The 23,839-nt window shown below is 69.4% G+C and carries 17 protein-coding genes and 1 pseudogene; 13 read left to right on the top strand and 5 right to left on the bottom strand.

Translation table 11 applies throughout. The features are described from left to right. The first annotated feature begins 177 nt into the window (after positions 1-177). Entirely contained in the window at positions 178-1,833 is a 1,656-nt protein-coding gene (locus OG878_RS40830; protein ID WP_328886378.1) for an IS1182 family transposase, read from the top strand. A 117-nt stretch (positions 1,834-1,950) separates the two neighbouring features. Here OG878_RS40830 and tnpA read toward each other — a convergent pair whose 3' ends face one another. Beyond that, positions 1,951-2,379: an IS200/IS605 family transposase gene (gene tnpA, locus OG878_RS40825; protein ID WP_328891762.1), complete on the bottom strand. Its 429-nt coding sequence runs from the start codon at positions 2,377-2,379 to the stop codon at positions 1,951-1,953. A gap of 23 nt (positions 2,380-2,402) precedes the next feature. Between tnpA and OG878_RS40820 the strand changes: the two genes are divergently transcribed. Further along, positions 2,403-3,560: an RNA-guided endonuclease InsQ/TnpB family protein gene (locus OG878_RS40820; protein ID WP_328891761.1), complete on the top strand. Its 1,158-nt coding sequence runs from the start codon at positions 2,403-2,405 to the stop codon at positions 3,558-3,560. Positions 3,561-4,103: 543 nt separating this feature from the next. On the opposite strand, the gene OG878_RS40815 is transcribed toward OG878_RS40820, so the two are convergent. Next, entirely contained in the window at positions 4,104-4,490 is a 387-nt protein-coding gene (locus OG878_RS40815) for a fic family toxin-antitoxin system, toxin component (RefSeq protein ID WP_328891760.1), read from the bottom strand. Continuing rightward, positions 4,487-4,783: a type II toxin -antitoxin system TacA 1-like antitoxin gene (locus OG878_RS40810; RefSeq protein ID WP_328891759.1), complete on the bottom strand. Its 297-nt coding sequence runs from the start codon at positions 4,781-4,783 to the stop codon at positions 4,487-4,489. The genes OG878_RS40815 and OG878_RS40810 overlap by 4 nt, the downstream gene beginning before the upstream one ends. A 611-nt stretch (positions 4,784-5,394) precedes the next feature. On the opposite strand from OG878_RS40810, the pseudogene OG878_RS40805 reads away from it, so the two are divergent. From OG878_RS40805 to OG878_RS40795, 3 genes and pseudogenes are all read left to right on the top strand, one after another. Then, a pseudogene (locus OG878_RS40805) lies at positions 5,395-5,606 on the top strand (methylmalonyl-CoA carboxyltransferase); the annotation flags it as partial. A gap of 156 nt (positions 5,607-5,762) precedes the next feature. Further along, a complete protein-coding gene (locus tag OG878_RS40800; RefSeq protein WP_328891758.1) occupies positions 5,763-7,658 on the top strand; it encodes a 2-oxoacid:acceptor oxidoreductase subunit alpha in 1,896 nt (631 codons plus the stop codon). Then, positions 7,651-8,733 (top strand): 2-oxoacid:ferredoxin oxidoreductase subunit beta, encoded by a 1,083-nt coding sequence (locus tag OG878_RS40795; protein ID WP_328891757.1) that lies wholly within the window; start codon positions 7,651-7,653, stop codon positions 8,731-8,733. Before OG878_RS40800 ends, OG878_RS40795 begins: the two co-directional genes overlap by 8 nt. Before the next feature lie 61 nt (positions 8,734-8,794). Here OG878_RS40795 and OG878_RS40790 read toward each other — a convergent pair whose 3' ends face one another. Continuing rightward, complete coding sequence (locus OG878_RS40790; RefSeq protein ID WP_328891756.1) at positions 8,795-9,310, bottom strand: hypothetical protein; 516 nt, start codon at positions 9,308-9,310, stop codon at positions 8,795-8,797. 1,173 nt (positions 9,311-10,483) lie between these two features. Here OG878_RS40790 and OG878_RS40785 point away from each other — a divergent pair. Beyond that, entirely contained in the window at positions 10,484-12,472 is a 1,989-nt protein-coding gene (locus OG878_RS40785; RefSeq protein ID WP_328891755.1) for a TOMM precursor leader peptide-binding protein, read from the top strand. A 77-nt stretch (positions 12,473-12,549) separates the two neighbouring features. Here OG878_RS40785 and OG878_RS40780 read toward each other — a convergent pair whose 3' ends face one another. Next, entirely contained in the window at positions 12,550-12,801 is a 252-nt protein-coding gene (locus tag OG878_RS40780) for a hypothetical protein (protein ID WP_328891754.1), read from the bottom strand. Positions 12,802-12,881: 80 nt separating this feature from the next. Here OG878_RS40780 and OG878_RS40775 point away from each other — a divergent pair, with 80 nt between their 5' ends. From OG878_RS40775 to OG878_RS40745, 7 genes are all read left to right on the top strand, one after another. Further along, the gene (locus OG878_RS40775) at positions 12,882-14,828 is read left to right on the top strand and encodes a TOMM precursor leader peptide-binding protein (protein ID WP_328891753.1); all 1,947 of its coding nucleotides are present in this window, start codon (positions 12,882-12,884) and stop codon (positions 14,826-14,828) included. A gap of 66 nt (positions 14,829-14,894) precedes the next feature. Further along, positions 14,895-16,526, top strand: coding sequence for a SagB family peptide dehydrogenase (locus OG878_RS40770; protein WP_328891752.1), 1,632 nt, complete (start codon positions 14,895-14,897; stop codon positions 16,524-16,526). Between the two features lie 12 nt (positions 16,527-16,538). Further along, on the top strand, positions 16,539-19,271 hold the full coding sequence (locus OG878_RS40765; protein WP_328891751.1) for a lantibiotic dehydratase: 2,733 nt from the start codon (positions 16,539-16,541) through the stop codon (positions 19,269-19,271). Continuing rightward, positions 19,271-20,335 (top strand): thiopeptide-type bacteriocin biosynthesis protein, encoded by a 1,065-nt coding sequence (locus tag OG878_RS40760; RefSeq protein WP_328891750.1) that lies wholly within the window; start codon positions 19,271-19,273, stop codon positions 20,333-20,335. Before OG878_RS40765 ends, OG878_RS40760 begins: the two co-directional genes overlap by 1 nt. Further along, positions 20,332-21,573, top strand: coding sequence for a hypothetical protein (locus OG878_RS40755; RefSeq protein ID WP_328891749.1), 1,242 nt, complete (start codon positions 20,332-20,334; stop codon positions 21,571-21,573). The genes OG878_RS40760 and OG878_RS40755 overlap by 4 nt, the downstream gene beginning before the upstream one ends. Beyond that, positions 21,566-22,519, top strand: a complete 954-nt coding sequence (locus tag OG878_RS40750; protein ID WP_328891748.1) for an ABC transporter ATP-binding protein — start codon at positions 21,566-21,568, stop codon at positions 22,517-22,519. Before OG878_RS40755 ends, OG878_RS40750 begins: the two co-directional genes overlap by 8 nt. Next, the gene (locus tag OG878_RS40745; protein ID WP_328891747.1) at positions 22,516-23,361 is read left to right on the top strand and encodes an ABC transporter permease; all 846 of its coding nucleotides are present in this window, start codon (positions 22,516-22,518) and stop codon (positions 23,359-23,361) included. Before OG878_RS40750 ends, OG878_RS40745 begins: the two co-directional genes overlap by 4 nt. The last annotated feature ends 478 nt before the right edge of the window (positions 23,362-23,839 follow it).

Raw genomic sequence — 23,839 nt, 5'->3', positions numbered from 1 at the left:
GGAGTCGCCTCCCGGCTCCGCACGACCAGTCAGGCAAACGGCCACATGACGGTAGTTCAGCGGGATCTAGCGCGGAACCCCGGGCGTTCACGACTCCGTTGGAAAATGCGTAAACCGGGCTCGTCGGCTTGCTGAGGTTGACATGATCGTTCTGTTCGTCGGAGCGAGGGGGGCTGGGTGTCGCTGGAGTCTCGGGACGACCGTGGGGTGCCGGAGCTGACTGCTCGGGTCGTGCGGGCATCGTTCCCGAAGGGGACACTGGCTGTCCGCGTGCGTGAAGTGCTGGGCCCGCTGTTCGAAGACGATTCCTTCGCTGGGGCGTTTTCGTCACGGGGTCGTCCGGCGGTGTCGCCGGGGGCGCTGGCGCTTGTGTCGGTGCTGCAATACGCAGAGGGGCTGACCGACAGGCAGGCCGCTGACCAGGTGCGGGCCCGCATGGACTGGAAGTTCCTCCTTGGTCTGGAGCTGGACGATTCGGGGTTCGACTTCTCCGTGCTGAGCGACTTCCGCGCCCGGCTGATCGAGCACGGCCTGGAGGAAAAGGTCCTGGACCTGATCCTGGAGCGGATATCTGACCTCGGGCTGCTGCGTTCCGGGGGGCGTCAGCGCACCGACTCCACCCATGTTCTCGCGGCCGTGCGGACGTTGAACCGGATGGAGTTCGTCGGCGAGACCCTGCGCGCGGCGCTGGAAGCCCTGGCCGCCGCCGCCCCAGCATGGCTGTCGCCGCTGGTCACCGCCGACTGGGCCAAACGCTACGGCGCCCGGATCGACTCCTACCGCTTCCCCAAGGGCGACAACGTCCGCGCCGAGTGGGCCGGGCAGGTCGGCAGGGACGGCCTCACCATCCTGGAGGCCGTCTACGCACCCCAGGCTCCCGCGTGGTTACGGGAAGTCCCCGCTGTCCAGGTCCTGCGCCGGGCCTGGGTGGAGCAGTACCACCGCGACGGCGAGGAGGTGCGCTGGCGGGAGGGCAAAGACCTCCCGCCGGGCAGACGCCGCCTCGCCTCGCCCTACGACCCCGACGCCCGCTACGCGACCAAGCGCGGATCGGGCTGGTGCGGCTACAAGACCCACCTCAGCGAGACCTGCGAACCCCACGCCCCGCACCTGATCACCCATGTCGTCACCACGGACGCCACCGTCGCCGACACCGAGGTCACCGCAGCAGTCCACCAGGGCCTGGCCACACGTGAACTGCTACCCGATGAGCACGACGTCGATGCCGGCTACGTCACCGCCGCCCACATCGTGGCCGCGCGCGACGCACATGGGATCGAGCTGCTGGGGCCGGTCGGGCTGGATACGTGCCACGAGAACTACGAGGGTGAGCACTTCACGCAGAGCGCGTTCACGATCGACTGGGAAGCCAAGAACGCCGTCTGTCCCCAGGGCAAGATCAGTGCCAGCTGGTCCGACCAGCGCAAGAGCAGTGGCACTCCCGTCTCACGGGTGCACTTCACCGCCCAGGACTGCGCGGCCTGCCCGGTGCAGGACAAGTGCACCAAGGCGGCGAACGGCAAGTGGGGCCGAAGCCTGACCCTGCTGCCCCAAGACCAGCAGGCAGCACTGGAAGACCGACGCCGCGAACAGCTCACCGACCAGTGGCAGCAGCGCTACAACATCCGCGCCGGAGTGGAGGGCACCATCTCCCAGGCAATCCGGCGCACCCGCATCCGCCGGACCCGTTACACGGGCCTGCCCAAAACCCACCTCGGACACATCTTCGCCGCCACCGCCATCAACATCATCAGACTCGACGCCTGGCTCAGCGAAACACCCCTCGGCCAAACCCGCACCTCATACCTCGCCCGACTCCAACTCGCCGCCTGACGACAAGATCACACCCGCCGGTTTACGCATTTTCCAACGGAGTCGTTCACGCCCGGGAGGAAGCGCTTCTGTGGGCTGCTCTGCCCCGCAGGTTTCCACGGGTCCGTACTGTTGACCTCAGTTCGGGCGCTTCTGGTTCTCGATGTACTCCTTGATGATCGACAGGGGTGCGCCTTCGGAGGATGCGGCGAAGTAGGAGGGTGACCAGAAGTGATCGCCCCATAGGTACTTGCGGATGTGGGCGGGGAACTCCTGTCGGAGCCTGCGGGCGGATACGCCCTTGAGGGAGCCGACCAGCCGGGACAGGGCGATCTTCGGCGGGTAGTGCACGAGCAGGTGGACGTGATCGCGTTCGCCGTTGAACTCGACCAGTTCCGTTCCGAAGTCGGCGCATACGTCGCGCATGACTTCCTCGCAGCGTCGAAGGATCTCGTCGGTGAACGGACCGCGCCGGTACTTTGGTGTAAAGACCAAGTGGGCATGGAGAGTGTAGATGACCGTACGACCCCTGCGGATGTTGGGGTTTGGCTCCCAGCGTGGTGACATAGGTCAACGCTACGATCAGGGCTGTGAAGATCGTGACGCAGGTGAAGCTGCTGCCGGAGGCCGGCCAGGCCGCCGCGCTTGGCGCGACCCTGCGTACGGTCAACGAGGCCGCGTGCTGGGTATCCGGTGTGGCGTTCGAGCGCGGTGTCCCGCGTGAGTACGAGCTGCGCAAGCACACCTACGCCGAGTTGAAGGCGCGCGGGCTGGGGGCGCAGGCCGCCCAGCACGTCATCAAGAAGACGCGTGACGCCTATGCCACGTTGAAGGCGAACATCCGCGCCGGGAACCTGGGCAAGCCGGGGTCGAAGCGCAGGGACAAGGCGGAGTCGAAGCCGATCACGTTCCGGCCCCAGGCTGCGCAGCCCTACGACGACCGGTGCCTGTCTTGGCAGTACGACGCCAAAACGGTGTCGATCTGGACGACGGCCGGACGGCTCAAGAGCGTCCGCTTCGCCTGCTCGCCGGACGCGCTCAAGATGCTTCGCGAGCACCGCAAGGGCGAATCCGACCTGATCGAACGCGACGGCGTGTTCTACCTGATCGCCGTCTGCGACATCCCCGAGGCCGAGCAGTACGAACCCAGCGGGTTCATCGGCGTCGACCTCGGGATCACCAACATCGCTACCACTTCCACCGGCTACCGGGCTGCCGGGCGCGGCCTGAACCGGCACCGGAAACGACAGCTCGATCTACGCAAGAAGCTCCAGGCCAAGGGCACCAAGTCCGCGAAGCGCCTCCTCAAGAAGCGCTCCCGCAAGGAAGCCCGACACAGCGCCAACGTCAATCACATCGTCTCCAAGACCATCGTCGCCACCGCTGAACGCACCGGCTGCGGTATCGCCCTGGAAGACCTCACGGGCATCCGAAGCCGGGTACGGCTCCGTAAGGACCAGCGGACTCCCCTGCATTCGTGGAGCTTCCACCAGCTCGGCCAGTACATCGAGTACAAGGCCAAGCGGGCTGGGGTGCCGCTGGTGTACGTCGATCCGGCATACACCAGCCAGCAGTGCTCCGAGTGCGGTCATATCGACCGGCGCAACCGCCAGTCACAATCCACGTTCGCCTGCCGGTCCTGCGGGGCCCTCATGCACGCGGACGACAACGCGTCCCACAACATCGGCCGCAAGGGCGAGACCGTGTGGACCGCGGGGCGTGAGTCAGGCGTCCCTGCCACCCCCTAGGGGTGTCTGGACGGAGGAGCCCACCCAGCAGCCAGTTGGGCGCTACCTCCAAGCCCGGCCCTTCAGGGCCGGATCACGTTGACATGCCCTGTCAGTCACATCCGTTGTCGTGCGGCGACCCCTATGGGAACCCCCGTCCCGATCGGCCATGGCCCTTTCAGGACCGGACGATCACTGTCGACGGCCCCGGATCGGCCACCACCGGCTCGCATTTTTTGATCTTGCGCACCTGTCGGTCGATATCTGCACAAGATCAACTTTGCGACCCAGGGGCTGCACTTCCTGCACTGCCTCAGCCGAGACGATCACGTCTGTCATCAGGTGTCACTTCCTGTTCGAAGATCCACCATTGACCGTACAGACCCGGTGAGGGCGCGTAGCGGCTCTGGAGGTGCGGTGTGTGGACGCCGAGGGCGAGAACGCCGGACATGGCATGCCGTACGGCTGTGGCGGGCCGTTGCCGAGCCTGCCGCACCCGGCCACGCCTTTCGATCGGTCTCCTGGCTGTGGGGAATCCCGGGCCGGCATGGGCACTGCGGGTAGTCAGTTGATGGTCCAGTCGCGCAACTGACGGGCGGTGCGGGCTACGCCCAGCGTCCCGGCGGCGGCGTCGCGCACGAGGGCGACGGCCGCCTTGGGCGGGTAGTCGAGCCGGTGTCCGTTCAGGGCGAGGTACGCCTCGGTCGAGTGCCAGGCGAAGGCCTCGCCCGAGTGCTCGAGGCAGGGGAGTTTTGACAGGGTCTGCAACAGTGCGGCGGCCTTGAGGTGCACAGAGCCGTAGATGTCGAGTTCCATGGCGCTGGCGTTGACCCGCGCGACGGCCGCGTACAGCGGTCCGAGGTCGTCGACCTGCGGGTCGCCGTCCAGGAGCTCGGCGGCGTGCAGCAAGAAGGTGATGTCGAGCGGGTGCAGCGGTTCGGGCTGTGTCACGCGGCCTGGCCCCGCCTCTGCTGCTGAAGCTCGGCACGGGCCTGCTGCTCGGCGGCTCGCTGCTCCGGGGAGGGGTCGGTGCTGCTGGGCTCGGCGGCGAACGCGGCGCCGCTGCGCGTCATCGACTCCTTGAAGCTGTCCAGGAACCGCTGCTCCACGGCGGTCGCGCGGGCGTAGGCCGCGGAGAGGATGTACTCCTGCAGGCTCACTCCTTCCTGCGCGGCTGCGGCGGCGATCGCGGCCCGCTGCTCGGGGTCGGGGAAGCGTAGGTTCATGGCCTTCGGTTCTGGCATGGTACCGACGGTACCAGTGGTATCACCTTTGGCCTAGAGCAATGGCTCCGTCGGGGTGAGGTGGCAGGTGAAGGCAGCTCTGAAGGCAGCGGAAGCCGTTCCGCAGGGTGAGCTTGTCCTGGTCGCTGAGAGCGACAGACATGATGGGGGCTCCTTTACGTCGTACGCCGTACCCGGCACCGCTCCGTTTCCGTGGCTCCCTAATGGCACATGTTTGGCGCCATGGCGAGCCATTCGTGGTGCCATGTGTGTGCCAGTGGTGTCGTGGGTTGGTCTTCGGCCCATGAAGCAGCAGGTCGGAAGCTGCCTCCCTCCGGTGCCAATGCAGCCGAATTTCTTGGCGGGCCGAACCGGCAGCGGGCACGCAGGGGGCCCGCCGGTGCCCTCGGGGGATGGGGCGCCGGCGGGCGGTTCGTTGCTCCGCGAGGGATCATGACCGTCCGCAGCGGAGCTCACGACCCCGAGCCTCACACCCCGCGCTCGACGGATGTTCGCGCGGCGGTGGAGAGCCGGCATGGCCGGAGTCATCGTCATCCAGCGCTCCAACCGGCTTCGAGTGACATGGCAGAAGCTGGCCGTTGGTTCATCACGACGGCCGGAAGGGGAATTCCATGACCGCCCTGGACGACAGACCGGTCGGGCAGCAGCGCGGCGCCATCGCCGAACTCGAGGCCGTACGTGACGCTATGCGCCGAGGGCCCAGCGACAAGGCCACCGCGGCGCAGCATGCCAAGGGCAAGCCACGGCCCGGGAGCGGCTCCGGCTCCTCTTCGACGACGGCTGGTTCACCGAGGTCGAAGGGTCTCGCAGACACCGAGCGAGCCAGTGACGCGCAAGGCCCAACCGGGCGACCGCACAAGCCCTTCTCCATCAGTGATGCATAGCCTCCGGAGAGATGTACGACCTTGCACCGCACCGCGTGTCCGCCGACGTGTCTGCCTGACCTCGCGGACCAGGATCGACAGGAGCCGACACACGTATGTCCGTGAAAACCACTGCCCCTGACGTGACAGGGGCGTGTGACAAAGAAGTCCGCCGCCTGGATCGGGTGATCATTCGCTTCGCGGGTGACTCCGGTGACGGTATGCAGCTCACGGGTGACCGGTTCACCTCGGAGACGGCGTCGTTCGGCAATGATCTGTCGACGCTGCCGAACTTCCCGGCCGAGATCCGGGCCCCCGCCGGTACCCTGCCGGGCGTCTCCTCGTTCCAGTTGCACTTCGCCGACCATGACATCCTCACGCCGGGCGATGCCCCGAACGTGCTGGTCGCGATGAACCCCGCGGCGCTGAAGGCGAACATCGGCGATGTGCCGCGCGGTGCCGAAATCATCGTCAACACGGACGAGTTCACCAAACGGGCGATGCAGAAGGTCGGTTACACCGCCTCCCCGCTGGAGGACGGCTCGCTGGACGGCTACCACGTGCACCCGGTGCCGCTGACCACGCTGACGGTGGAGGCGCTCAAGGAGTTCGGGCTCTCCCGCAAGGAGGCCGAGCGGTCCAAGAACATGTTCGCGCTGGGCCTGCTGTCGTGGATGTATCACCGGCCCACCGGGGGCACGGAGAAGTTCCTCAAGGCCAAGTTCGCCAAGAAGCCGGAGATCATGAAGGCGAATCTGGCGGCGTTCCACGCGGGCTGGAATTTCGGGGAGACGACCGAGGACTTCGCGGTCTCCTACGAGGTGGCGCCCGCGGCGCACACCTTCCCCACCGGTACGTACCGGAACATCTCCGGGAATCTGGCGCTGTCGTACGGGTTGATCGCCGCGAGCCGGCAGGCGGATCTGCCGCTGTATCTGGGCTCGTATCCGATCACCCCGGCCTCCGACATCCTGCACGAGCTGAGCAAGCACAAGAACTTCGGCGTCCGCACCTTCCAGGCGGAGGACGAGATCGCGGGCATCGGTGCCGCGCTCGGCGCGGCCTTCGGCGGCTCGCTGGCGGTGACGACGACGTCCGGGCCGGGTGTGGCCCTGAAGTCGGAGACGATCGGTCTGGCGGTCTCCCTGGAGCTGCCGCTGCTGATCGTGGACATCCAGCGCGGCGGCCCGTCGACGGGGTTGCCGACCAAGACCGAGCAGGCCGACCTGCTGCAGGCGATGTACGGGCGCAACGGTGAGGCCCCGGTGCCGGTCGTGGCTCCGAAGACCCCGGCCGACTGCTTCGAGGCCGCGCTCGACGCGGCCCGGATCGCACTGACCTACCGCACCCCGGTGTTCCTGCTCTCCGACGGGTATCTGGCCAACGGCTCGGAGCCGTGGCGGATCCCGCAGATCGATGAACTCCCGGACCTGCAGGTGCAGTTCGCCACCGGTCCCAACCACGAGCTGGCCGACGGCACCGAGGTGTTCTGGCCGTACAAGCGCGACCCGCAGACGCTGGCCCGCCCGTGGGCCGTTCCCGGCACCCCCGGTCTCGAACACCGCATCGGCGGCATCGAGAAGCAGGACGGCACCGGCAACATCTCGTACGACCCGGCGAACCACGACTTCATGGTCCGCACCCGCCAGGCCAAGATCGACGGCATCGAGGTCCCCGATCTGGAGGTCGACGACCCCTCCGGCGCCCGGACCCTGGTCCTGGGCTGGGGCTCCACGTACGGCCCCATCACCGCCGCCGTCCGCCGGCTGCGCGCAGCGGGGCAGCCGATCGCCCAGGCCCATCTGCGCCACCTCAACCCGTTCCCGCGGAATCTCGGCGAGGTGCTGAAGCGTTACGACAAGGTGGTCGTCCCGGAGATGAACCTCGGCCAGCTGGCCACGCTCGTCCGGGCGAAGTACCTGGTCGACGCCCACAGTTACAACCAGGTCAACGGTATGCCGTTCAAGGCCGAGCAGCTCGCCACAGCTCTCCAGGAGGCCATCGATGCCTAACACCGACCAGGCACTGCCTACCGGGCTCCCCGCCCTGCAGTTGGTGCCCAAGGCCGAGGCCAGGCAGTCCATGAAGGACTTCAAGTCCGACCAGGAAGTGCGCTGGTGCCCCGGTTGCGGTGACTACGCGGTCCTCGCGGCCGTGCAGGGCTTCATGCCCGAGCTCGGTCTGGCGAAGGAGAACATCGTCTTCGTCTCCGGCATCGGCTGCTCCTCCCGGTTCCCGTACTACATGAACACATACGGGATGCACTCGATCCACGGCCGCGCCCCGGCCATCGCCACGGGCCTGGCCTCGTCGCGGCGCGACCTGTCCGTCTGGGTCGTCACAGGAGACGGCGACGCGCTGTCCATCGGCGGCAACCACCTCATCCACGCCCTGCGCCGCAATGTGAACCTCAAGATCCTGCTCTTCAACAACCGGATCTACGGGCTCACCAAGGGGCAGTACTCCCCCACCTCCGAGGTCGGCAAGATCACCAAGTCGACGCCGATGGGCTCGCTCGACGCCCCCTTCAACCCGGTGTCACTGGCTCTCGGCGCGGAGGCCTCGTTCGTCGCCCGCACCGTGGACTCCGACCGCAAGCACCTCACGAGCGTGCTGCGCGAGGCCGCGGCCCACCCGGGCACGGCCCTGGTGGAGATCTACCAGAACTGCAACATCTTCAACGACGGCGCCTTCGAGGTCCTCAAGGACAAGGACCAGGCGGAGAACGCGGTCATCCGGCTCGAGCACGGACAGCCGATCACCTTCGGCGGAGGGGGAGGCGCCAAGGGCGTGGTGCGCGATGCGGCCACCGGCGACCTGGAGGTCGTGCCGGTGACCGAGGAGAACCGCTCCCAGATCCTCGTCCACGACGCGCACGCCACGTCTCCGACGACGGCGTTCGCACTGTCGCGCTTGGCCGACCCGGACACGCTGCACCACACCCCCATCGGGGTGTTCCGCAACGTAGAACGCCCCGTCTACGACACGCAGATGGCCGACCAGCTCGACACCGCGATCGAACAGAACGGCAAGGGCGACCTCGCCGCCCTGCTGGCCGGCAGCGACACCTGGACCGTCGCCGGCTGACGCGCCCGGGACCCGGGCCGGAAGCCGGGGGAGCCGGGCGGTATCCGTGGCCGAGGCCGGATCAGACCGTGTCCGGCGAGGGCGCCCGCGACCCCGGTATCCGGTGGGAGCCCACGCCGGCGAAGGTGCGCGCGAGGTTCATTTCGGACTCCAGCACAGCGGCCAGCCGGCGCTTGCCCTCGTGGATCCGCTCCGGCGTCGGGTAGCAGTAGGACAACCGCATCTGGCGGCTGCCGGACTGGTCCGTGTGGAACCCGCTGCCCGACGCGTACGCCACCCGGGCGGACACCGCGCGCGGCAGCATCGCCTTCGTGTCCACACCCTCCGGCACCCAGCCGACCCGCAGGCCGGAGGCGAAAGGTCCGATGATCTGCGCGACCTGCGTCGAGAGTGACTCCAGCGGCAGCGCGGCCAGGTTCGGCACGCCGCCGGCCGGCGAGACCACCTCCGGCCTGCTGGCGACCGCGAACAACGACCGGATCTCCGAGGCCGTCATGCCCGCGGTGCGCACGGCGTACCGGTCCAGGTGCGGGTCGAGGACGTCACGGCCGCTCTGCGGCGTCGCGAGGCTGTGCATGGTTATGAAGGCGCCCCCGGGGCTCGGTGGACAAGGTGACTGCCGTGGTGGGACCGCAGAGAGGAACCTCGGGAGCTGCGGCTCAGTATCGGTAGTGATCCGTCTTGTACGGGCGGAACCGGTACCGCGATTCGCATGAGTACTCCTCCGGTCGCTTCAGTCGCTTCGGTCGCTGATCGCCCGTGGGGCGCGTGTCGGCCGACAGCGCCTGGCCCGGCCGTCGAAGTGCCGGGCTCAGATACCCGTGGCTGCCTTGAGCCGCTGGGCGCGGGCGGTGCGCTCCTGGGCGTACGCAGCCGAACGGCGGAGAGCGATGGCCAACACCGCGTTCGACACACCCGACGACCTCGACCGCATACTCCGCCGCGAGTTACGCAGAACCCGGCTCCGGCCCCACCTGATCAACGGATGCCTCACCGCCTGCCCCTCACCCCACCGACCCCACTCCGAAAAACTCAGGTAGCAACCCCTCACGCGCGGCGCTGCCCGCTCCTTTCGCCTTTCGTTGGCGCGCTATTCACCACCGGTTCAGGAGTCAGTCGGGGATCATGGGGCGCGACGCCGAATGCCAGGGCACCCGTGCACCGGTAACTTGTTTGCGATCGGGATCGTCCCGCCGGGTGAGGGGACGCGTCAACGCCAAGGGCTACCGTCGGTTACACGGTGATTCCACTGAAGGTTGATTGCGTTTCGCCAGTCGTGGGCTGCCCGCGGATTGTGGCCGTGCGCTAAGTATCGTTCAGCAAATCCAGGCCGGAGTGTGGCTGGATGACCCCCGAAATGCGCCGCCGGCGGAGCCTGATAATGCCCCGAGGGCGTGACCCTATATAGGTCCTCCTGCGTCGCCGCCGTCCGCCAGGGATTCCCAAAAGCGCCCAGACGGAAACACTCGTTGAAGTCGGTACAACCCGTTGACGTGGCCATGGCGGGGGCGACACAATCCTCCCCGGTGGACGCGGGTAGCGCTGCCCCACCGTTGAGAGGCGTACGATCCTGCGAAGGGACGCTATGCAAACGATCGACCGTGCACCTCTGATGGAGATAAGACCCCGGCTGCGTAATGACGTGGTATTTCTTCGCGTCGACACCGGAATCTATCTCAGAAGTTCAGAGACTTCCTGCGTACTCAAAGGCGCCGGCGCATATGAGTGGATGTCCGTCCTCGGTCCTCGAATGACTGGCGAATCCAGCATCGCTGAATTATGTGAAGGGCTGGACGACACCCGACGCAAAACCGCGGTCGGACTGATGCGCACCCTGCTCGACCGGGGCTTCGCCCGCGCCGTCCCGCGCCCTGACGTGCAGGTGCTGCCGGCCGCCTTATCGGATCTGTTCGCGCCGCAGATCAATTTCGTGGAACATTTCATGCACGCGGACCAGCGGACGCCGCAGGAACTCTTCGCGCGGTTCCGCTCCTCCCGGGTGCTGGTCAGCGGCCCACCCGGGAGCGTAGCGGCGGCCGCGGTGCGCGGCCTGCTGCGCAATGGCCTGGCCGAAATCGCGCTGGACCACGCCGCGTGGGGATCGGAATTCGACACCGAGACGGCCCGGCTCGCGGACGCGGGCGCACCGGCACACGTCGTCGTGATGCCATCGACCCCCGAGGATCTGACGCCGTTCGACGTCGTGGTGGCAGTGGCTGACGGATCGCGCAGCGGTGCGCTGCTCGAACTGGCCGAACGGCTGCACGGCGTTCCGCACGGCCCGCGCCTGGTCCCGGTGGTGGCCGACCCGGACCGCATGGTGGTGGGGCCGGTCTCCGGGCCCGCGGAGCAGCCGTGCTGGGTGTGCGCGCAGCTTCGGCTGTCCGCCAACTCCGATCCTCGTTTGATGGCCGACTTCTGGCGCTCGCTGGCGGTCGGCCCGGCCGGCGGCGATGACCCGGCCGACGGCCTGGTGGCGCAGTCCATGGCCGGAAACGCCGTCGCGTTCGAGGTCTTCAGGCTGCGCACCGGCCAGTTGCAGCCGGACGACGAGCGGCACGCCGTGATCCAGGATCTGACCACGCTGGAGGCCGGCCGCGAACGGGTGCTGCCGCATCCCGGATGCCCGATGCGTCACCAGCGGGTGGAGCCGGACGACGCCGTACGCCCGCCCGCGGACGACAGTGACGCCTATGGGCGTGCGGCTGTTCTGGTCTCCCCGCGATTCGGCGTGATGTCCGGCTGGACGGACGACTCGATCCGGCAGATCCCGCTCAAGACCGGCCGGGTGCGGCTCGGGCCGGCCGGCTCGCTGACCGACGGGGCGCGTGAGATCGCCGCGTTCGACACCGACACGCTCCTGGTCGCCCGCACGCGCTCGGTGCAGGTGGCGGTCGTCTGCTACGTGGGCCGGCTCGGGCCCGTCGGGCTACGGGGCGAGGTGGCCCCCCTGGACGGGGAACCGGTTCCGGCCGAGCGGCTCGCCCTGTTCAGCGGCCTGCCCGCACCCGAGGAGGAGTCGACGATGCGAGCACGCCTGTCCGCGGTGTCACTGCACGACTCAAGCCGCTGGCAGGTGCAGGCCGCGGCTGTCCACCCGCTCTCCCCGGCCAACTCCCGGCTGCTGTTCGAGCCGAGCCCCGCGGGTGCGGCGGCCGGCTGGACCGCGGCGGACGTACAGGAACGCGGGCTGTGCTCGGCGCTGGCGCAGCGCGGGCTCGTCCGCGCGATCCGCGGCGAGGACCCCGCCCTGCCACTCACCGAGGAGTGGCTGGCCGGCGACGAGGAGACGGCGTTCGCGCTCGGCGGCCTGCGGCACATCGGCCGCACCGCCCGGGTCTACGCGCTGCCCGGCGCCGTACCGGCCTTCGCGGTACTCGCGGTGGTCGAGGGTGCCGACGGCGGAGCGCTCGACTGGGCGACGGGCTCGGCGCTGTCGGTGCGCGCCGCGGTACGCGAGGCGGTGCGGGACGCCGTCGGTCTGGCCGTCGGCCGGCACTACGAGGGCGCGCCCATGGACCCCGGCGACCCGCTGGTGGCCGACTTCGACCCCAGGACCCTCACCGAGGGCGACGCGAAGGCCGAGTGGTCCTTCGACCAGCCCGGTGTGCCGATGCCCGAAGCGCTCGGCCGGCTGGACGCCGACGGCACGCGCGCCCTGTTCGTCGACACGACGCCGGTCGACCTGAGCGCGATCCGCGCGATGGTCACTGGAACGATCCTGCTCGCTGCGAAGTAGCGCGACAGCGAGCCGGTCCGCGCCCTCGAGGCGCGCCATGGTTCTCGGAACACCGGTTCCGGGTGCACATCCCATCATCACGAAGGGAGGATCGCCATGTCCGTTGAGCTCCGAGACGAACTGAGCGCTCTGGAGAGCGCGACGTTCGAGATCGAAGAGATGACCGACGAGTCCGTCGAGCTGGCGTGGTCCAGCTCGTCCTGCTCGTGCTCCAGCTGCTGTTCCTGCTCCACCAGCAGCTGCTGCTCCTGCAGCAGCAGCACCAGCTGACGCAGGCAGCTGACCGGGCCGGTGAGCACCTGCCGCCGGCCCGGTCGTCCGGCTGACACGTGCGGCTGCCCGACGCGACGGTCCCCGTCGCCGAGGCAGGCAGCCGCACCCCCCATCTTCGGAGTGACTGGGTGGACGGATGAATGTGGTGTCGAACGCGGTGACCACCGCGACGGTCCTGGACGACCCCCGGGTGACCGACGTCGTCCGCGGCTATCTGGCCGGGCGCGCCGGCGCGGGCGTCACGGTCGACGTCGGGGTGCTCGGCCTGCCGGAGCGGCCGGCGCCGAGCAGGGAGCGGCCGGCCGAAGGACTCGTCTACCCGGTGCGTCTGTACGGCGGGACGGTGCTGATGGGGCCGCTGCACCGGGCCGACGGCACGAGCCGGCCGTGCGGCCGTTGCCTGGACCGCCGTTGGCTGGCGCTGCGCCCGGTCGAGGAGCGCCGGCCGATCGAGGACGGCGCGGACGCCTGGGTGGCGGGTGATGAATCGCTCACCGCCTTCGCCCTGGAGCAGATCGCGCAGATCGTGCACGCGGAGACGGCTGACGGCGAAGTCGCCCCCGGCGACCGGCGGATCGGACGGATCGTGGAGCTGCGGACCGGTGATCTGACGGTCGACCGCCACGACCTGATCCCTGACTCCGAGTGCGAGAGCTGCGCCACCCCGGTGCCCGACACCGCCGAGGGCGCGAGACTGCCGCTCGGCCCGCGACCGAAGCCGGGGCCGACCATCTACCGGGGTGCGTCGGCGGCGGACCTGACCCTGCCGATCACCGGCCTGGTCAACGAGGTGTGCGGAGCGCTGGCGAGCGCGGCCCGCCGCGTCTACCAGTGCAGCGCCACCCTGCCCGTCAGCGGGTACTTCCGGGTGCGCAGCAAGTACGACTACCACGAGATGTGGTGGAGCGGGCAGTCCCAGAGCTCGGCGAGCAGCGAGCGATACGGCATCCTGGAGGGCCTGGAGCGGTACGCGGGCCAGTTCCCACGGGCCAAGCGGCCGGAGACGTACGGCAGTTACCGCGAACTGGCGCCGCAGGCCCTCGACCCCGCGACGATGGGCTCGTACCGTCCCGAGTTCTACGTCGGACACAACGACTACTACCAGTCCTACCATCCGGACACCCCGACCCACTGGGTCTGGGGCTACTCGTTCGGTGAGCAGCGGCCACTGCTGGTGCCCGAGCAGTTCGTGTTCTACCTGGACCGCCGCCCGGACCGGAAGTTCGTGCAGGAGTGCTCCAACGGCTGCGCCAGCGGCAGCAGTGTCGAGGAGGCGCTGTTGCACGGCATGCTCGAACTCATCGAGCGCGACGCGTTCCTGCTGTGCTGGTACGGCGCGGCGAAGCTGCCGGAGATCGACCAGGCGACCGTCGTCGACGAGGAGGTCCAGTTCGTACTGGACCGGGTCGCGAGGCTCGGCTATCGGATGCGCCTGTTCGACATGCGCGTGGACATCCCGGTGCCCGCGGTGATGGCGGTGGCCGAGCGGCTGGACGGCGGGATGGGCCGGCTGTGCTTCGCCGCCGGCGCGAGCATCGACCCGGTGGAGGCGGTGCGTGCGGCGATCGCGGAGACCGCCTCCTACATCCCGGGCATGGACGAGCGGGTGGAGGCGAAACTGCCCGACCTGCGCGCGATGGTCACCGACCACAACCGGGTGCACGAACTCACCCACCACGCGCTGCTGTACGGCCTGCCGGAGATGGCACCGGTGGTCGACTTCCTGCTGGACGCGGCGCCGCCCCGGTCGATGGACGAGCTGTACGGCCCGTGGCTCGCGCAGCGACCCGAGAGCCTGGACCTCACGGATGACGCGCGGTTCGTGATGGAACGGCTGCGCGAGGTGGGCAGCGACGTCGTCGCGGTGGACCAGACCTGCCCGGAGCAGGACGGCACCGGCATCCGCACGCTGAGCGTGCTGGCGCCGGGACTGGTGCCGATCGACTTCGGCTGGGAGCGGCAGCGTGTACTGCAGCACCCGCGGCTGAAGGCCTACCTCGACGGCACGCTGGCGGAGATCCATGCCCGCGACGAGGGGTTCGGTCCCACGGGGCTGAACCGCAGGCCGCACCCGTTCCCGTGAGCTGTACCCGCTGCCTTCCGTGAGCCGTCCCCGTCGGCGCCGGCCCCGGCCGAAGAAGGAGATCCCGTGTCCGAGAACCGCACGCAGGTTGTGAGCGACTATGTGGAGTCGGTGTTCCGGCGCGGCCGGGAGCCGATGGAGCCGGTCGGATTCGCCCCTGATTGGGAGGACCAGCCCTCCCGGCACAAGACCTACCTGGGGGTGCGGCGCTTCCCCCTGCCGGCGGGCACCGGCCTGCCGCTGGCCGGCGCCGCGGACGTACTCCTCGGTGAACTGCCCGCAGGCCAGGGCCCGCCCTGGACGCTCGACTCGCTCGCCGCCTTGCTGCGGCTGTCCTACGGCGTCCTCGACCGCAGGCTGCGGGTGAGCTGGAACCAGGACAGCCATGTGCGGGTGCTGTACCCGGAGGCGCTGTGGGGGAGGGGTACCGCATCCGGGGGCGGGATGTACCCGCTGGAGGTGTACTGGGTGGCCGGGCCGGGTGGTCCACTGACCCCCGGCGTCTACCACTACTCGACGGCGCACCATGGCTTCGAGCGCCTGCTGGCCGGTGATCTCACCGATGAGGTGCGCGCGGCGTGCGAGTCCGGGAACGGGACCGGGACCGCTTCCGGGGAGTCCGACGGCTTCCTCGTGGTGACCGTGCGGTTCTGGAAGAACTCCTTCAAGTACAACAGCTTCTGCTACCACGTGGTGACCCAGGACGCCGGTGCGCTGCTGGGCAGTTGGGAGCTGATCGCGCGGGGCACGGGCCGACGCCTCACCCGCGTGCTGTGGTTCGACGACGAACGGCTGAACCGGCTGCTGGGACTCGAAACCGACCAGGAGTGCGCGCTGGCCGTGGTCCCGCTGCCGTTCGGTGGGCCCGCCGTCCCTGCGACCGGTCCGGCGGACCGCGACGGCCCGGTCGGTCTGATCGACCGGCCGAGCTTCGAGAGGTCGGCGCGGACCCGCACCTTCGAGCAGGTCGAGCAGGTGCACCATGCGGTCCTGGCGGACCGCCGCGAGCGCCCGGAGCCCGAGGCGGCGCGCGGACTCGTACCGGTCCCGCCCGCCGGGGGCGAGGACGTCGTACTTCCCGAGCCGCTGACCGACCGGATGGGCACGGACGTCGGCGAGACGCTGCGCTCCCGCCGGACCAGCTTCGGCTCGTTCACCCGCTCCCGCCCGCTCGGCCTCGACGAACTGGGGACCGTGCTGGCCGGCACGGTGTCGGGGCAGCGGTACGTCTCGGACGTGGTGCCCGACGACGTGGGGCTGACGGGGTTGTACGTACTGGCGAACCGGGTCGCCGGGCTGCCCAGCGGCACCTACCGCTACGACGGCGGCGGGCACCGGCTGCGTGTGGTGCGCGAAATGCCGCTCGCCGAGAAGCTGCAACACAGTTACTACCTGAGCAACTACAACCTGGAGCAGGTCGGCGCCGTGCTGGCGATCTCGGGACGGTGGCGCAGCACGCTCGACGCCTACGGCAGCCGCGGCTACCGGGTGCTCAACTCCGAGGTGGGCGCGGTGGCGCAGACGGCCTACACCGCCGCTGCCGCGCTGGGCGTCGGCTGCGGGGTGGTGCTCGGCTTCGACAACATCGCCATCGACGAGTGGGCCGGCCTCGACGACGGGGACGAGCGAACCTTCCTCTTCGTCCTGCTCGGCCACGAACGCGCGGACAGCGCGGACTTCGACTACCGGCTGGTCTGAGAGGGCTCATTCGTGAAATCCAGCGCGCTGCCGGCGCCGACGTCACGTGTGACGTCGGCCGCGACCCTGCCCGACCACGAGAGCGCGGAGCGCGTGCGGTGGCACCTGGTGCCGAGGTTCATGCTGCGCGTCGGCGGTCTCCCCTTCGAAACCGCCGCCGCGCTGGCCACTCCCATGAGCGCGGCGTGGGCGGACGGCGTGCTCGACGCGCGGCGGCGGCTGCGCGAGCGCGGGGCCAGACTCGCCGACTTCCTGCAGGAGCGGGTGGCACAGAGCCTCGACGACCCGGCGGCCCGCCGGACGCTGATCAACCTGCGCCGCGACGTCTTCAACGCCCGTGCGCCACGCGGCCTGGCGGCAGCCGAGCCGCTGCTGGCAGCCACCGAACTCGCCGAGCTGCGCGAGTGGTCCGCTGAACGGCAGCGGCAGGAGGCGCTGCTGCGGACCGGCTCCGGCATCCTGGCCGAGGAGAGTGCCGCGGTCCGGCGGGAGCTGCGGCGCGCGGCGACGGAGACGGACCTGCGGCACGGCATCCAGCTGTCGTCCCCGTCGCTCGACGGGTATCTCGACGGTTACCTGCACCGCGCCGGCGGCCCGCTCAGCAAGCGGGAGAGGCGCATCGAGCGGTCACTGCTGGAGTACCTGCTGCGCACCGCGTGCAAGACCAGCCCGTTCAGCACCCTGACGGCGGTGTCCGCGGGCCACTTCGCCGAGGCCGGCGGCCGGCCGCTCGTCGCGTCCGTCGACGGGTGGGAGAAGCGGGGCAGCACCCGGCTGAACATTGCGGTACTCGCCAGACTGTCGGAACTGCTGACCACGAACCCCCGGATCCGTCATGACCTGCCGGTCCGGGCCACCAGCGGAACGCAGGTGCACCAGGACCGGGTCCGCTACCTGCGCAAGCTGCGTGGCGCCGACGGCAACGCGGACGCGGCGGTCACCCTGGACGCGGTCCACGAGAGCCTGTTCTTCCTGCCCGGCGGAGAAGCGCTCGCCGATGTGCTCAAGCTGTTCGGCGACGGCACGACGCTGCGGTTCGAGGACGCCGTACGGCAGTTGTGCGCGATGGACGCCAAGCGCCCCGAGCCGGAAGCGGAGCGGTATCTCGCACAGTTGCTCAGGCTCGGCCTGCTCGTCGTGCCGGATCTGCACATCGACATCCACGACCCGGACCCGGTCTCCACCTACCGAAGCGGGCTACGGGGACTGGGGACGAGCTGGGCCGACGACATCGCGACGCTCGTCGAGCGGATGGGCGCGGACGTCGAACGGTTCACCGGGGCCGGACTGGCCCGCAGGCGTGAACTGCTTGCCCACGTGAAGGAGTCGGTGGCCGAGACGCACCGCCTGCTGGGCCGCGACGACACACCGGTCCTGCGCACCCTGGTCTATGAGGACACCACACTGCCCGGGCTGGCGGTGACCGGCGACGCCGAGGCCTGGACCCGGCAGCTCACCCCCGGCCTGCGTCAACTGGCCCGGATTCTCCCGGCGTTCGACGGGAACGCGGTACGCAGGCTCGTCACCAAGGGTTTCTTCCGGGCGCGCTACGGCGAAGGCGGCCGCTGCGAGGACTTCCTGTCCTTCGCCCACCAGTTCAACCAGGACTTCTACGACAACTACAACCAGCGCCTGATGCGCCATCAGCGCTTCGACGGCACCACCTTGCGTCCGTACGACAACTGGTTCCGGCAGGAGGAGATCGCCGGCATCGACCGCGCCCGCGCCGCCGTGGCCGAGGAGATGAGAGTCCGGTACGACGGAGCCCGCGCGCGGGGAGCCGACGTCGAGCTCGACCAGGACTTCCTGGCCACCGTGGAGGAGCTGCTGCCGCGGACGGAGGACATGCGGTCGCTGTCGTTCTTCCTTCAGCTCGCCGAGAACGGCACTGAGGACCCCGTCGTGGTCGTCAACCGGGTCTACTCCGGACTCACCCTGCTCTTCTCCCGGTTCGCGCACTGCTTCGACGACGCCCTCACCGCGTCACTGCGCCGCTCGCTGGACGACGCCGTACCGGAGGGCGCCGTGTTCGCCGAGCTCAAGGGTGGCTACGACGCGACCAACCTGAACCTCCACCCGGTCGTCACCCCCTACGAGATCGTCTGCCCCGGAGAGACCAGCTTCCGCCCGCCGCACGAGCGGATCCCGGTGGAGGACCTGGTCGTCGAGCACGACGCGGCCACCGACCGGCTGCGACTGCGCTCCCGCCGTCTGGGCGTCGAGGTGATCCCCGTCTACCTGGGCTTCCTGCTGCCGATGGCGCTGCCCGAGGTGCAGCAGGTGCTGCTGAACTTCTCCTGCACCACCATGGTCCAGCTCGACCTGTGGGAGGGCACCGGCGTCCAGGAAGGCGCGAGCGGTGTCCTCCCCCGTGTGCGGCTCGGCAATGTGGTGCTGCAGCGCAAGACCTGGCGGTTCGCCGCCGACCAGCTGCCGCCGGCGGTGGCCGGACAGCCGGACGAGGAGTGGTTCCTGGCGTGGCGGGAATGGCAGTGCGACGCGGGGCTCCCGCGTCATGTGTTCGCCTCGCTGGGCGGTGAACACAAGCCGCAGTACGTGGACTTCGACTCCTACGCGTGCGTCCGGCTGCTGGAGACCGCGGTCCGCAAGAGCGCCTCGGCGGTGGTGCTCACGGAGATGCTGCCCGGCCCCGACCAGATGTGGCTGCGTGACGGCCGGCACCGGTACGTCACCGAACTCACGGTCCAGCTCGACGGCGTCAACGGAACTGATACGGAGCGGTGATGGACGGCAGACGAGGATCGAACGACGGGGGCACCGCCGACACGGAGCAGGACGGCGACGGCTGGATCAGCCTGCACGTCTTCTACGCCGCGAACGCCAACCCGGTACTGGTGCACTGCGTACGGCCGCTGATGTCACGCCTGAGTGAACGGGGCCTGCTGCGCTCGTGGTTCTTCATCCGCTACTGGCTGGAGGGTCCGCACATCCGGCTGCGTCTGCTGCCGGCCGACGCTTCGGCGGCCGGCGAAGTCGCCCGCGCGGCGCGGGAGAGGCTGGAGGCGTACCTGGGCGAGCGCCCCGCCCTCTACGAGGAGGACCGCAACTCCAGCGGCGACCTCTACAAGAACATGTTCCTCGCCGAGTACACCGAGGAACGCTGGAACGAACTCTACGGCGCCGACGGCGAGATGCCGTTCCGGGACAACAACAGCGTCGCGCCCATCCCCTATGAACGCGAGCTGGACCGCTACGGTGGCCCGGCCGGCATGGAGCTGGCCGAGTGGCACTTCCAGGAGTCCAGCGAGACGGTGATGGCGCTGCTGGAGACCACCAACGTGCATGTGCGGACCGTACTGCTCGGCCAGGCGGCGCAGTTGACGGCGGGACTGTGCTTCGCCCTGCTGCGGGACGAGGACGCGGTGGCCCGGTTCCTCGTCCGCTACCGCACCATGTGGGAGACCTCGTACCAGGAGCCGAGCGACAGCCAGCACGAGCGCTTCGACCGCTCCTACGAGCGGATGAAGGACAGGCTGGTGCCCCGGCTGCGGCATGTGCGCGACAGCGCCTGGGGCGACGTGGCGGCGTCGCCCACCCCGCTGGAGCGGTCCTGGCTCGACCACTGCGCCGAACTCCGCGACCGCGTACTGAAACTGGCCGACGCCGGACACCTGACGTTCCGTGACGGAGCCGTACCGGACCCGCAGGACGCGTTGGCCATCATGCTCAGCTCCTACGTCCACATGACCAACAACAGGCTCGGGGTGAGCATCCTGGACGAGATCTATCTCTCCTACGTCATCTGCAGAGCGCTGTCCGACATGGCACCCAAGGAGGCGCTGCGGTGACCGGAACGGCCTACGACCGACCCCGGCTCCGGCCCGAGGTGCTACTCGGCCCCGCCCTGCGCTCCGGCCCGAAGACCGTGCACCACGTCAAGGACGCACGCACCGGCTGCTACTACCGGGTCGGCCCCCGTGAGCACTTCATCATGGGGCTGATGGACGGCGGTCACACCCTCGAGGACATCGGACGCAGCTACACCGACACCTACGACCGCCGGCTCGGGCCCGCACACTGGCAGCAGATGTTCACCATGCTCGGCCGCTACCAACTGCTCGACGGATACGCCGACGACGCGGCCCTGGACAAGCTCAGACAGGCCCACGAGGCCAAGGAGTCGGCGCGGCAGAGCCGGCTGCGCCGGCGCTGGGTGATGCTGCGCCCCGACCGGTTGTGCGCCGCTCTGGCCACCCGGCTGGCGTTCGCCTTCCGTGCGGCGTTCCTGATCCCCGCGTTCGTCCTGGTGGCCGGTCTGCAGGTGTTCGTCTGGACGCACGTGTCCACCCTGACCCACGAGGCGACGCACCAGAGGTCCTGGGTGATCACCGTGCCGCTGTCGATGCTGCTGTTCTGGGGCATCACCGTGCTGCACGAGTTCGCCCACGGCGTGACCTGCCGCCATTTCGGCGGCACGGTCACCGAGATCGGGCTCAGCTGGCGGTTTCCGATGCTGACCCCTTATTGCCGCACGGACGACATCGTGCTCTTCCACCGACGCAGGGCCCGGGTGGGCACGGCGTTCGCGGGCGTCTTCGTCAGTCTGATGGCGCTCGTACCGGTGCTGGCCTGGTGGCTGCTGGCCCGCGACGGGGTGCCCGGGCGCTCGCTCGCTGCCGGGCTGCTGCTGTTCGGCAGCGGAGGCGCCGTGATGAGTCTGCTGCCGATTCTGCGATCGGACGGTTACGTCATGCTCACCCACTCGCTGAACATCGTCGACCTGCGCCGCGAGTCCTACCGGTTCTGGCGGCTGCGACTGCGCCGGCGCGACCCCGCCGCCCGGGAACAGCTCAGCGCCTACTCGCCCCGCGACGCACGCGCCTACGCGATCTACGGCATCACCTCGCTCCTGCTCCTCGTGGCGGCCTACTGCGCGCTGATGTGGGTGTGGTTCGGCACCCTTCAGCGCTGGACGGGCCCGGTGTGGGCGGTGGTGATCCTCGCCGTGGAGTCCGTGGCGGCGGCCGGCATCCTCGGGCTGGCCGCGCGAGGCCGCTCCGGTGAACGGCAGGCCGCCGATGCCTGACAGCGGCGACGACATCGCGATCCGCACCAGCGGGCTGACCAAGCGGTACGGCCCGGAAACCGGTGTGTTCGACCTCGACATGACGGTCCGGCGCGGCAAGGTCTATGGATTCCTCGGACCGAACGGGGCCGGGAAGAGCACCACCATGCGGATGCTGGTGGGGCTGATCCGGCCCACCTCGGGGACCGCCACGGTGCTGGGCCACCGCGCCGGGACCCGGAGCAGCCTGCACGGGGTGGGAGCACTGATCGAGGCACCGGCCCTGTATCCGCATCTGTCCGGCCGGGACAATCTGCGCGTCCTCGCCGGCTACGCGTCCGTACCCACGGCCCGCATCGAGCAGGTTCTCGAAGAAGTCGGGATGACGGCCAAGGCGGATGTCGCCTACCGCTCGTACTCGCTCGGCATGAAACAGCGCATCGCGGTGGCCGCCGCGCTGCTGAAGGACCCCACTCTGCTCATCCTCGACGAGCCGACCAACGGCCTCGATCCGGAGGGCATGGCGAGCATGCGCGAGCTGATCACAGGACTGCGCCGGGACAACCGCACGGTGCTGCTGTCCAGCCATCTGCTGGCCGAAGTGGAGCATCTGTGCGACCGGGTGGGTGTGATCCGGCACGGCCGGCTGATCGCCGAGGGAACGGTGGCCGAGCTGCGCCGAGGGGTCGGCGAGGGCGGTCTGACGGTGACCGTGGACTCGCCCGAGCGTGCCGCAGAGCTCGTACGGCAGTTGCCGGCGGTCCGCTCGGCGACCGTCGGCGACGGGGACCTGCGCGTGGTCGTCGACCCGCGTGAGGCGGCCGCCGTCAACAGGCTGCTGGTGGTGAACGGGCTGGAGGTCAGTGAACTGCGCAAGCAGGTCCTCTCCCTGGAGGACGTGTTCCTCGACCTGGTGGAGGGCCACCGGCCCACCGGACCGGAATCCATGGAGGTGGTGGGCCGGTGAATGGCGTCTTTCGGGCCGAACTGCTGGCGACACGCAAGCGTCCCGGTGTCTGGGTCGTCGGCGGGGCATGGGCCGGCCTGGCGGTGGCCTTCGGCATGGTGGTGCCGTACATCGTCTGGCTGGCCATCAGGAACCGGCCTGTCGGCTCGGCGGGTGATCCGGAGCAGTTGATCGGCGGCGTGCTGCCGGACAAGTTCCTGTCCGGCACAGTCGACCTGTACCCGATGTTCGGCAGCGCGCTGATGCTGATCCTCGGCGCTGTCCTCGTCGGCGGGGAGTACCGGTGGGGTACCTGGGGCACCCTTCTGGTCCAAGGACCCGGCCGGAACTCGGCGGTACTCGGGAAGGCCATGGCGGCAGCGGTGGCGGTCCTGTGCGTCACGGTGCTGGTGCTGGCGGCGAGCGCGGGGGCGAGCGGGCTCGTCGCGGCACTCACCGGCCGCCCCGCCCACTGGCCGGACGCGGCCACGCTGCTGGGCGGAACCGGCGCCGTCTGGCTGATCAGCATGGCCGCGGCGAGCCTGGGCATCTTCCTGTCGATCCTGCTGCGCGGCACCGGGGCGGCCATCGGAGTGGGCCTGCTCTGGCTGCTGGCGCTGGAGAACCTCGTTTCCGGACTGGCCGGCACCTTTCCCTCCCTCAAGTGGGTGCAACGGCTGCTGATTGGACCGAGCGCCGGGTCGCTCGCCACCGCCCTCGATCCGTCCGGCAAGCCGAACACCTCGATTCCCGGGGTCGTCTCGGTTTCGGGCCCCCTGTCCGCGAGCCTGGTGCTCGCGGCGTACGTGGTGGTGTGCCTCGGCCTCTCCTGCCTGCTCGTCAACCGGCGGGACGTGACCTGAGCCCCATTGATCCCAGTCGACGAAAGAGGAGTTGTGGAAAATTTCTGCAACTTGTCGGCATGTGTGTGGCGGGCTGTGCCGACCTCGACGGTCCCAGCCGCTGCCGGCTCGGATGCGTTTCGCGCTGCTTTCGCTCAGCAGCGCCCAGGCGCCAAGACTCACTTCCGCCCCCGCGGCCGGTCACAGCAGCCGGGGATCGGGGAAGACCGTCGTGGGATCGGCGAAGTCGACCACTGCGCCGCAGACGCGGTGCGCTCTGGTCATCGCATACAGCGTGCCCATTGCTCCCAGCAGGGGGCCGCCTGGACGCGCTGGGGCGCACCAGCTCCTTGGTCTTTAGCCGGGGGACCGGGCCGGGAGCGCTGCGGTCGGCCAGCAGCGCGACCGCCTCCTCGAAGGACGCGGCGGCCAGGAACCCCTCACTCCTGACGCGGACGGGACGAGTGAGGACCGCCGGGATAGCACTGGACCCGCCGCG

The organism is Streptomyces sp. NBC_00316, assembly GCF_036158715.1.
In the GTDB taxonomy this organism is placed as follows: Bacteria; Actinomycetota; Actinomycetes; order Streptomycetales; family Streptomycetaceae; genus Streptomyces.
Note: the sequence above shows the minus strand (reverse complement) of the source record. Positions and strands in the feature narration are given on the sequence as shown.

What these genes read in the sequence shown, in the direction of transcription:
- tnpA (WP_328891762.1), bottom strand. Translation starts at nt 2,379, where the DNA reads ATGTCACCACGCTGGGAGCCAAACCCCAACATCCGCAGGGGTCGTACG.
- OG878_RS40810 (WP_328891759.1), bottom strand. Translation starts at nt 4,783, where the DNA reads ATGCCAGAACCGAAGGCCATGAACCTACGCTTCCCCGACCCCGAGCAG.
- OG878_RS40800 (WP_328891758.1), top strand. Translation starts at nt 5,763, where the DNA reads ATGTCCGTGAAAACCACTGCCCCTGACGTGACAGGGGCGTGTGACAAA.
- OG878_RS40795 (WP_328891757.1), top strand. Translation starts at nt 7,651, where the DNA reads ATGCCTAACACCGACCAGGCACTGCCTACCGGGCTCCCCGCCCTGCAG.
- OG878_RS40790 (WP_328891756.1), bottom strand. Translation starts at nt 9,310, where the DNA reads ATGCACAGCCTCGCGACGCCGCAGAGCGGCCGTGACGTCCTCGACCCG.
- OG878_RS40785 (WP_328891755.1), top strand. Translation starts at nt 10,484, where the DNA reads ATGACTGGCGAATCCAGCATCGCTGAATTATGTGAAGGGCTGGACGAC.
- OG878_RS40775 (WP_328891753.1), top strand. Translation starts at nt 12,882, where the DNA reads ATGAATGTGGTGTCGAACGCGGTGACCACCGCGACGGTCCTGGACGAC.
- OG878_RS40760 (WP_328891750.1), top strand. Translation starts at nt 19,271, where the DNA reads ATGGACGGCAGACGAGGATCGAACGACGGGGGCACCGCCGACACGGAG.
- OG878_RS40750 (WP_328891748.1), top strand. Translation starts at nt 21,566, where the DNA reads ATGCCTGACAGCGGCGACGACATCGCGATCCGCACCAGCGGGCTGACC.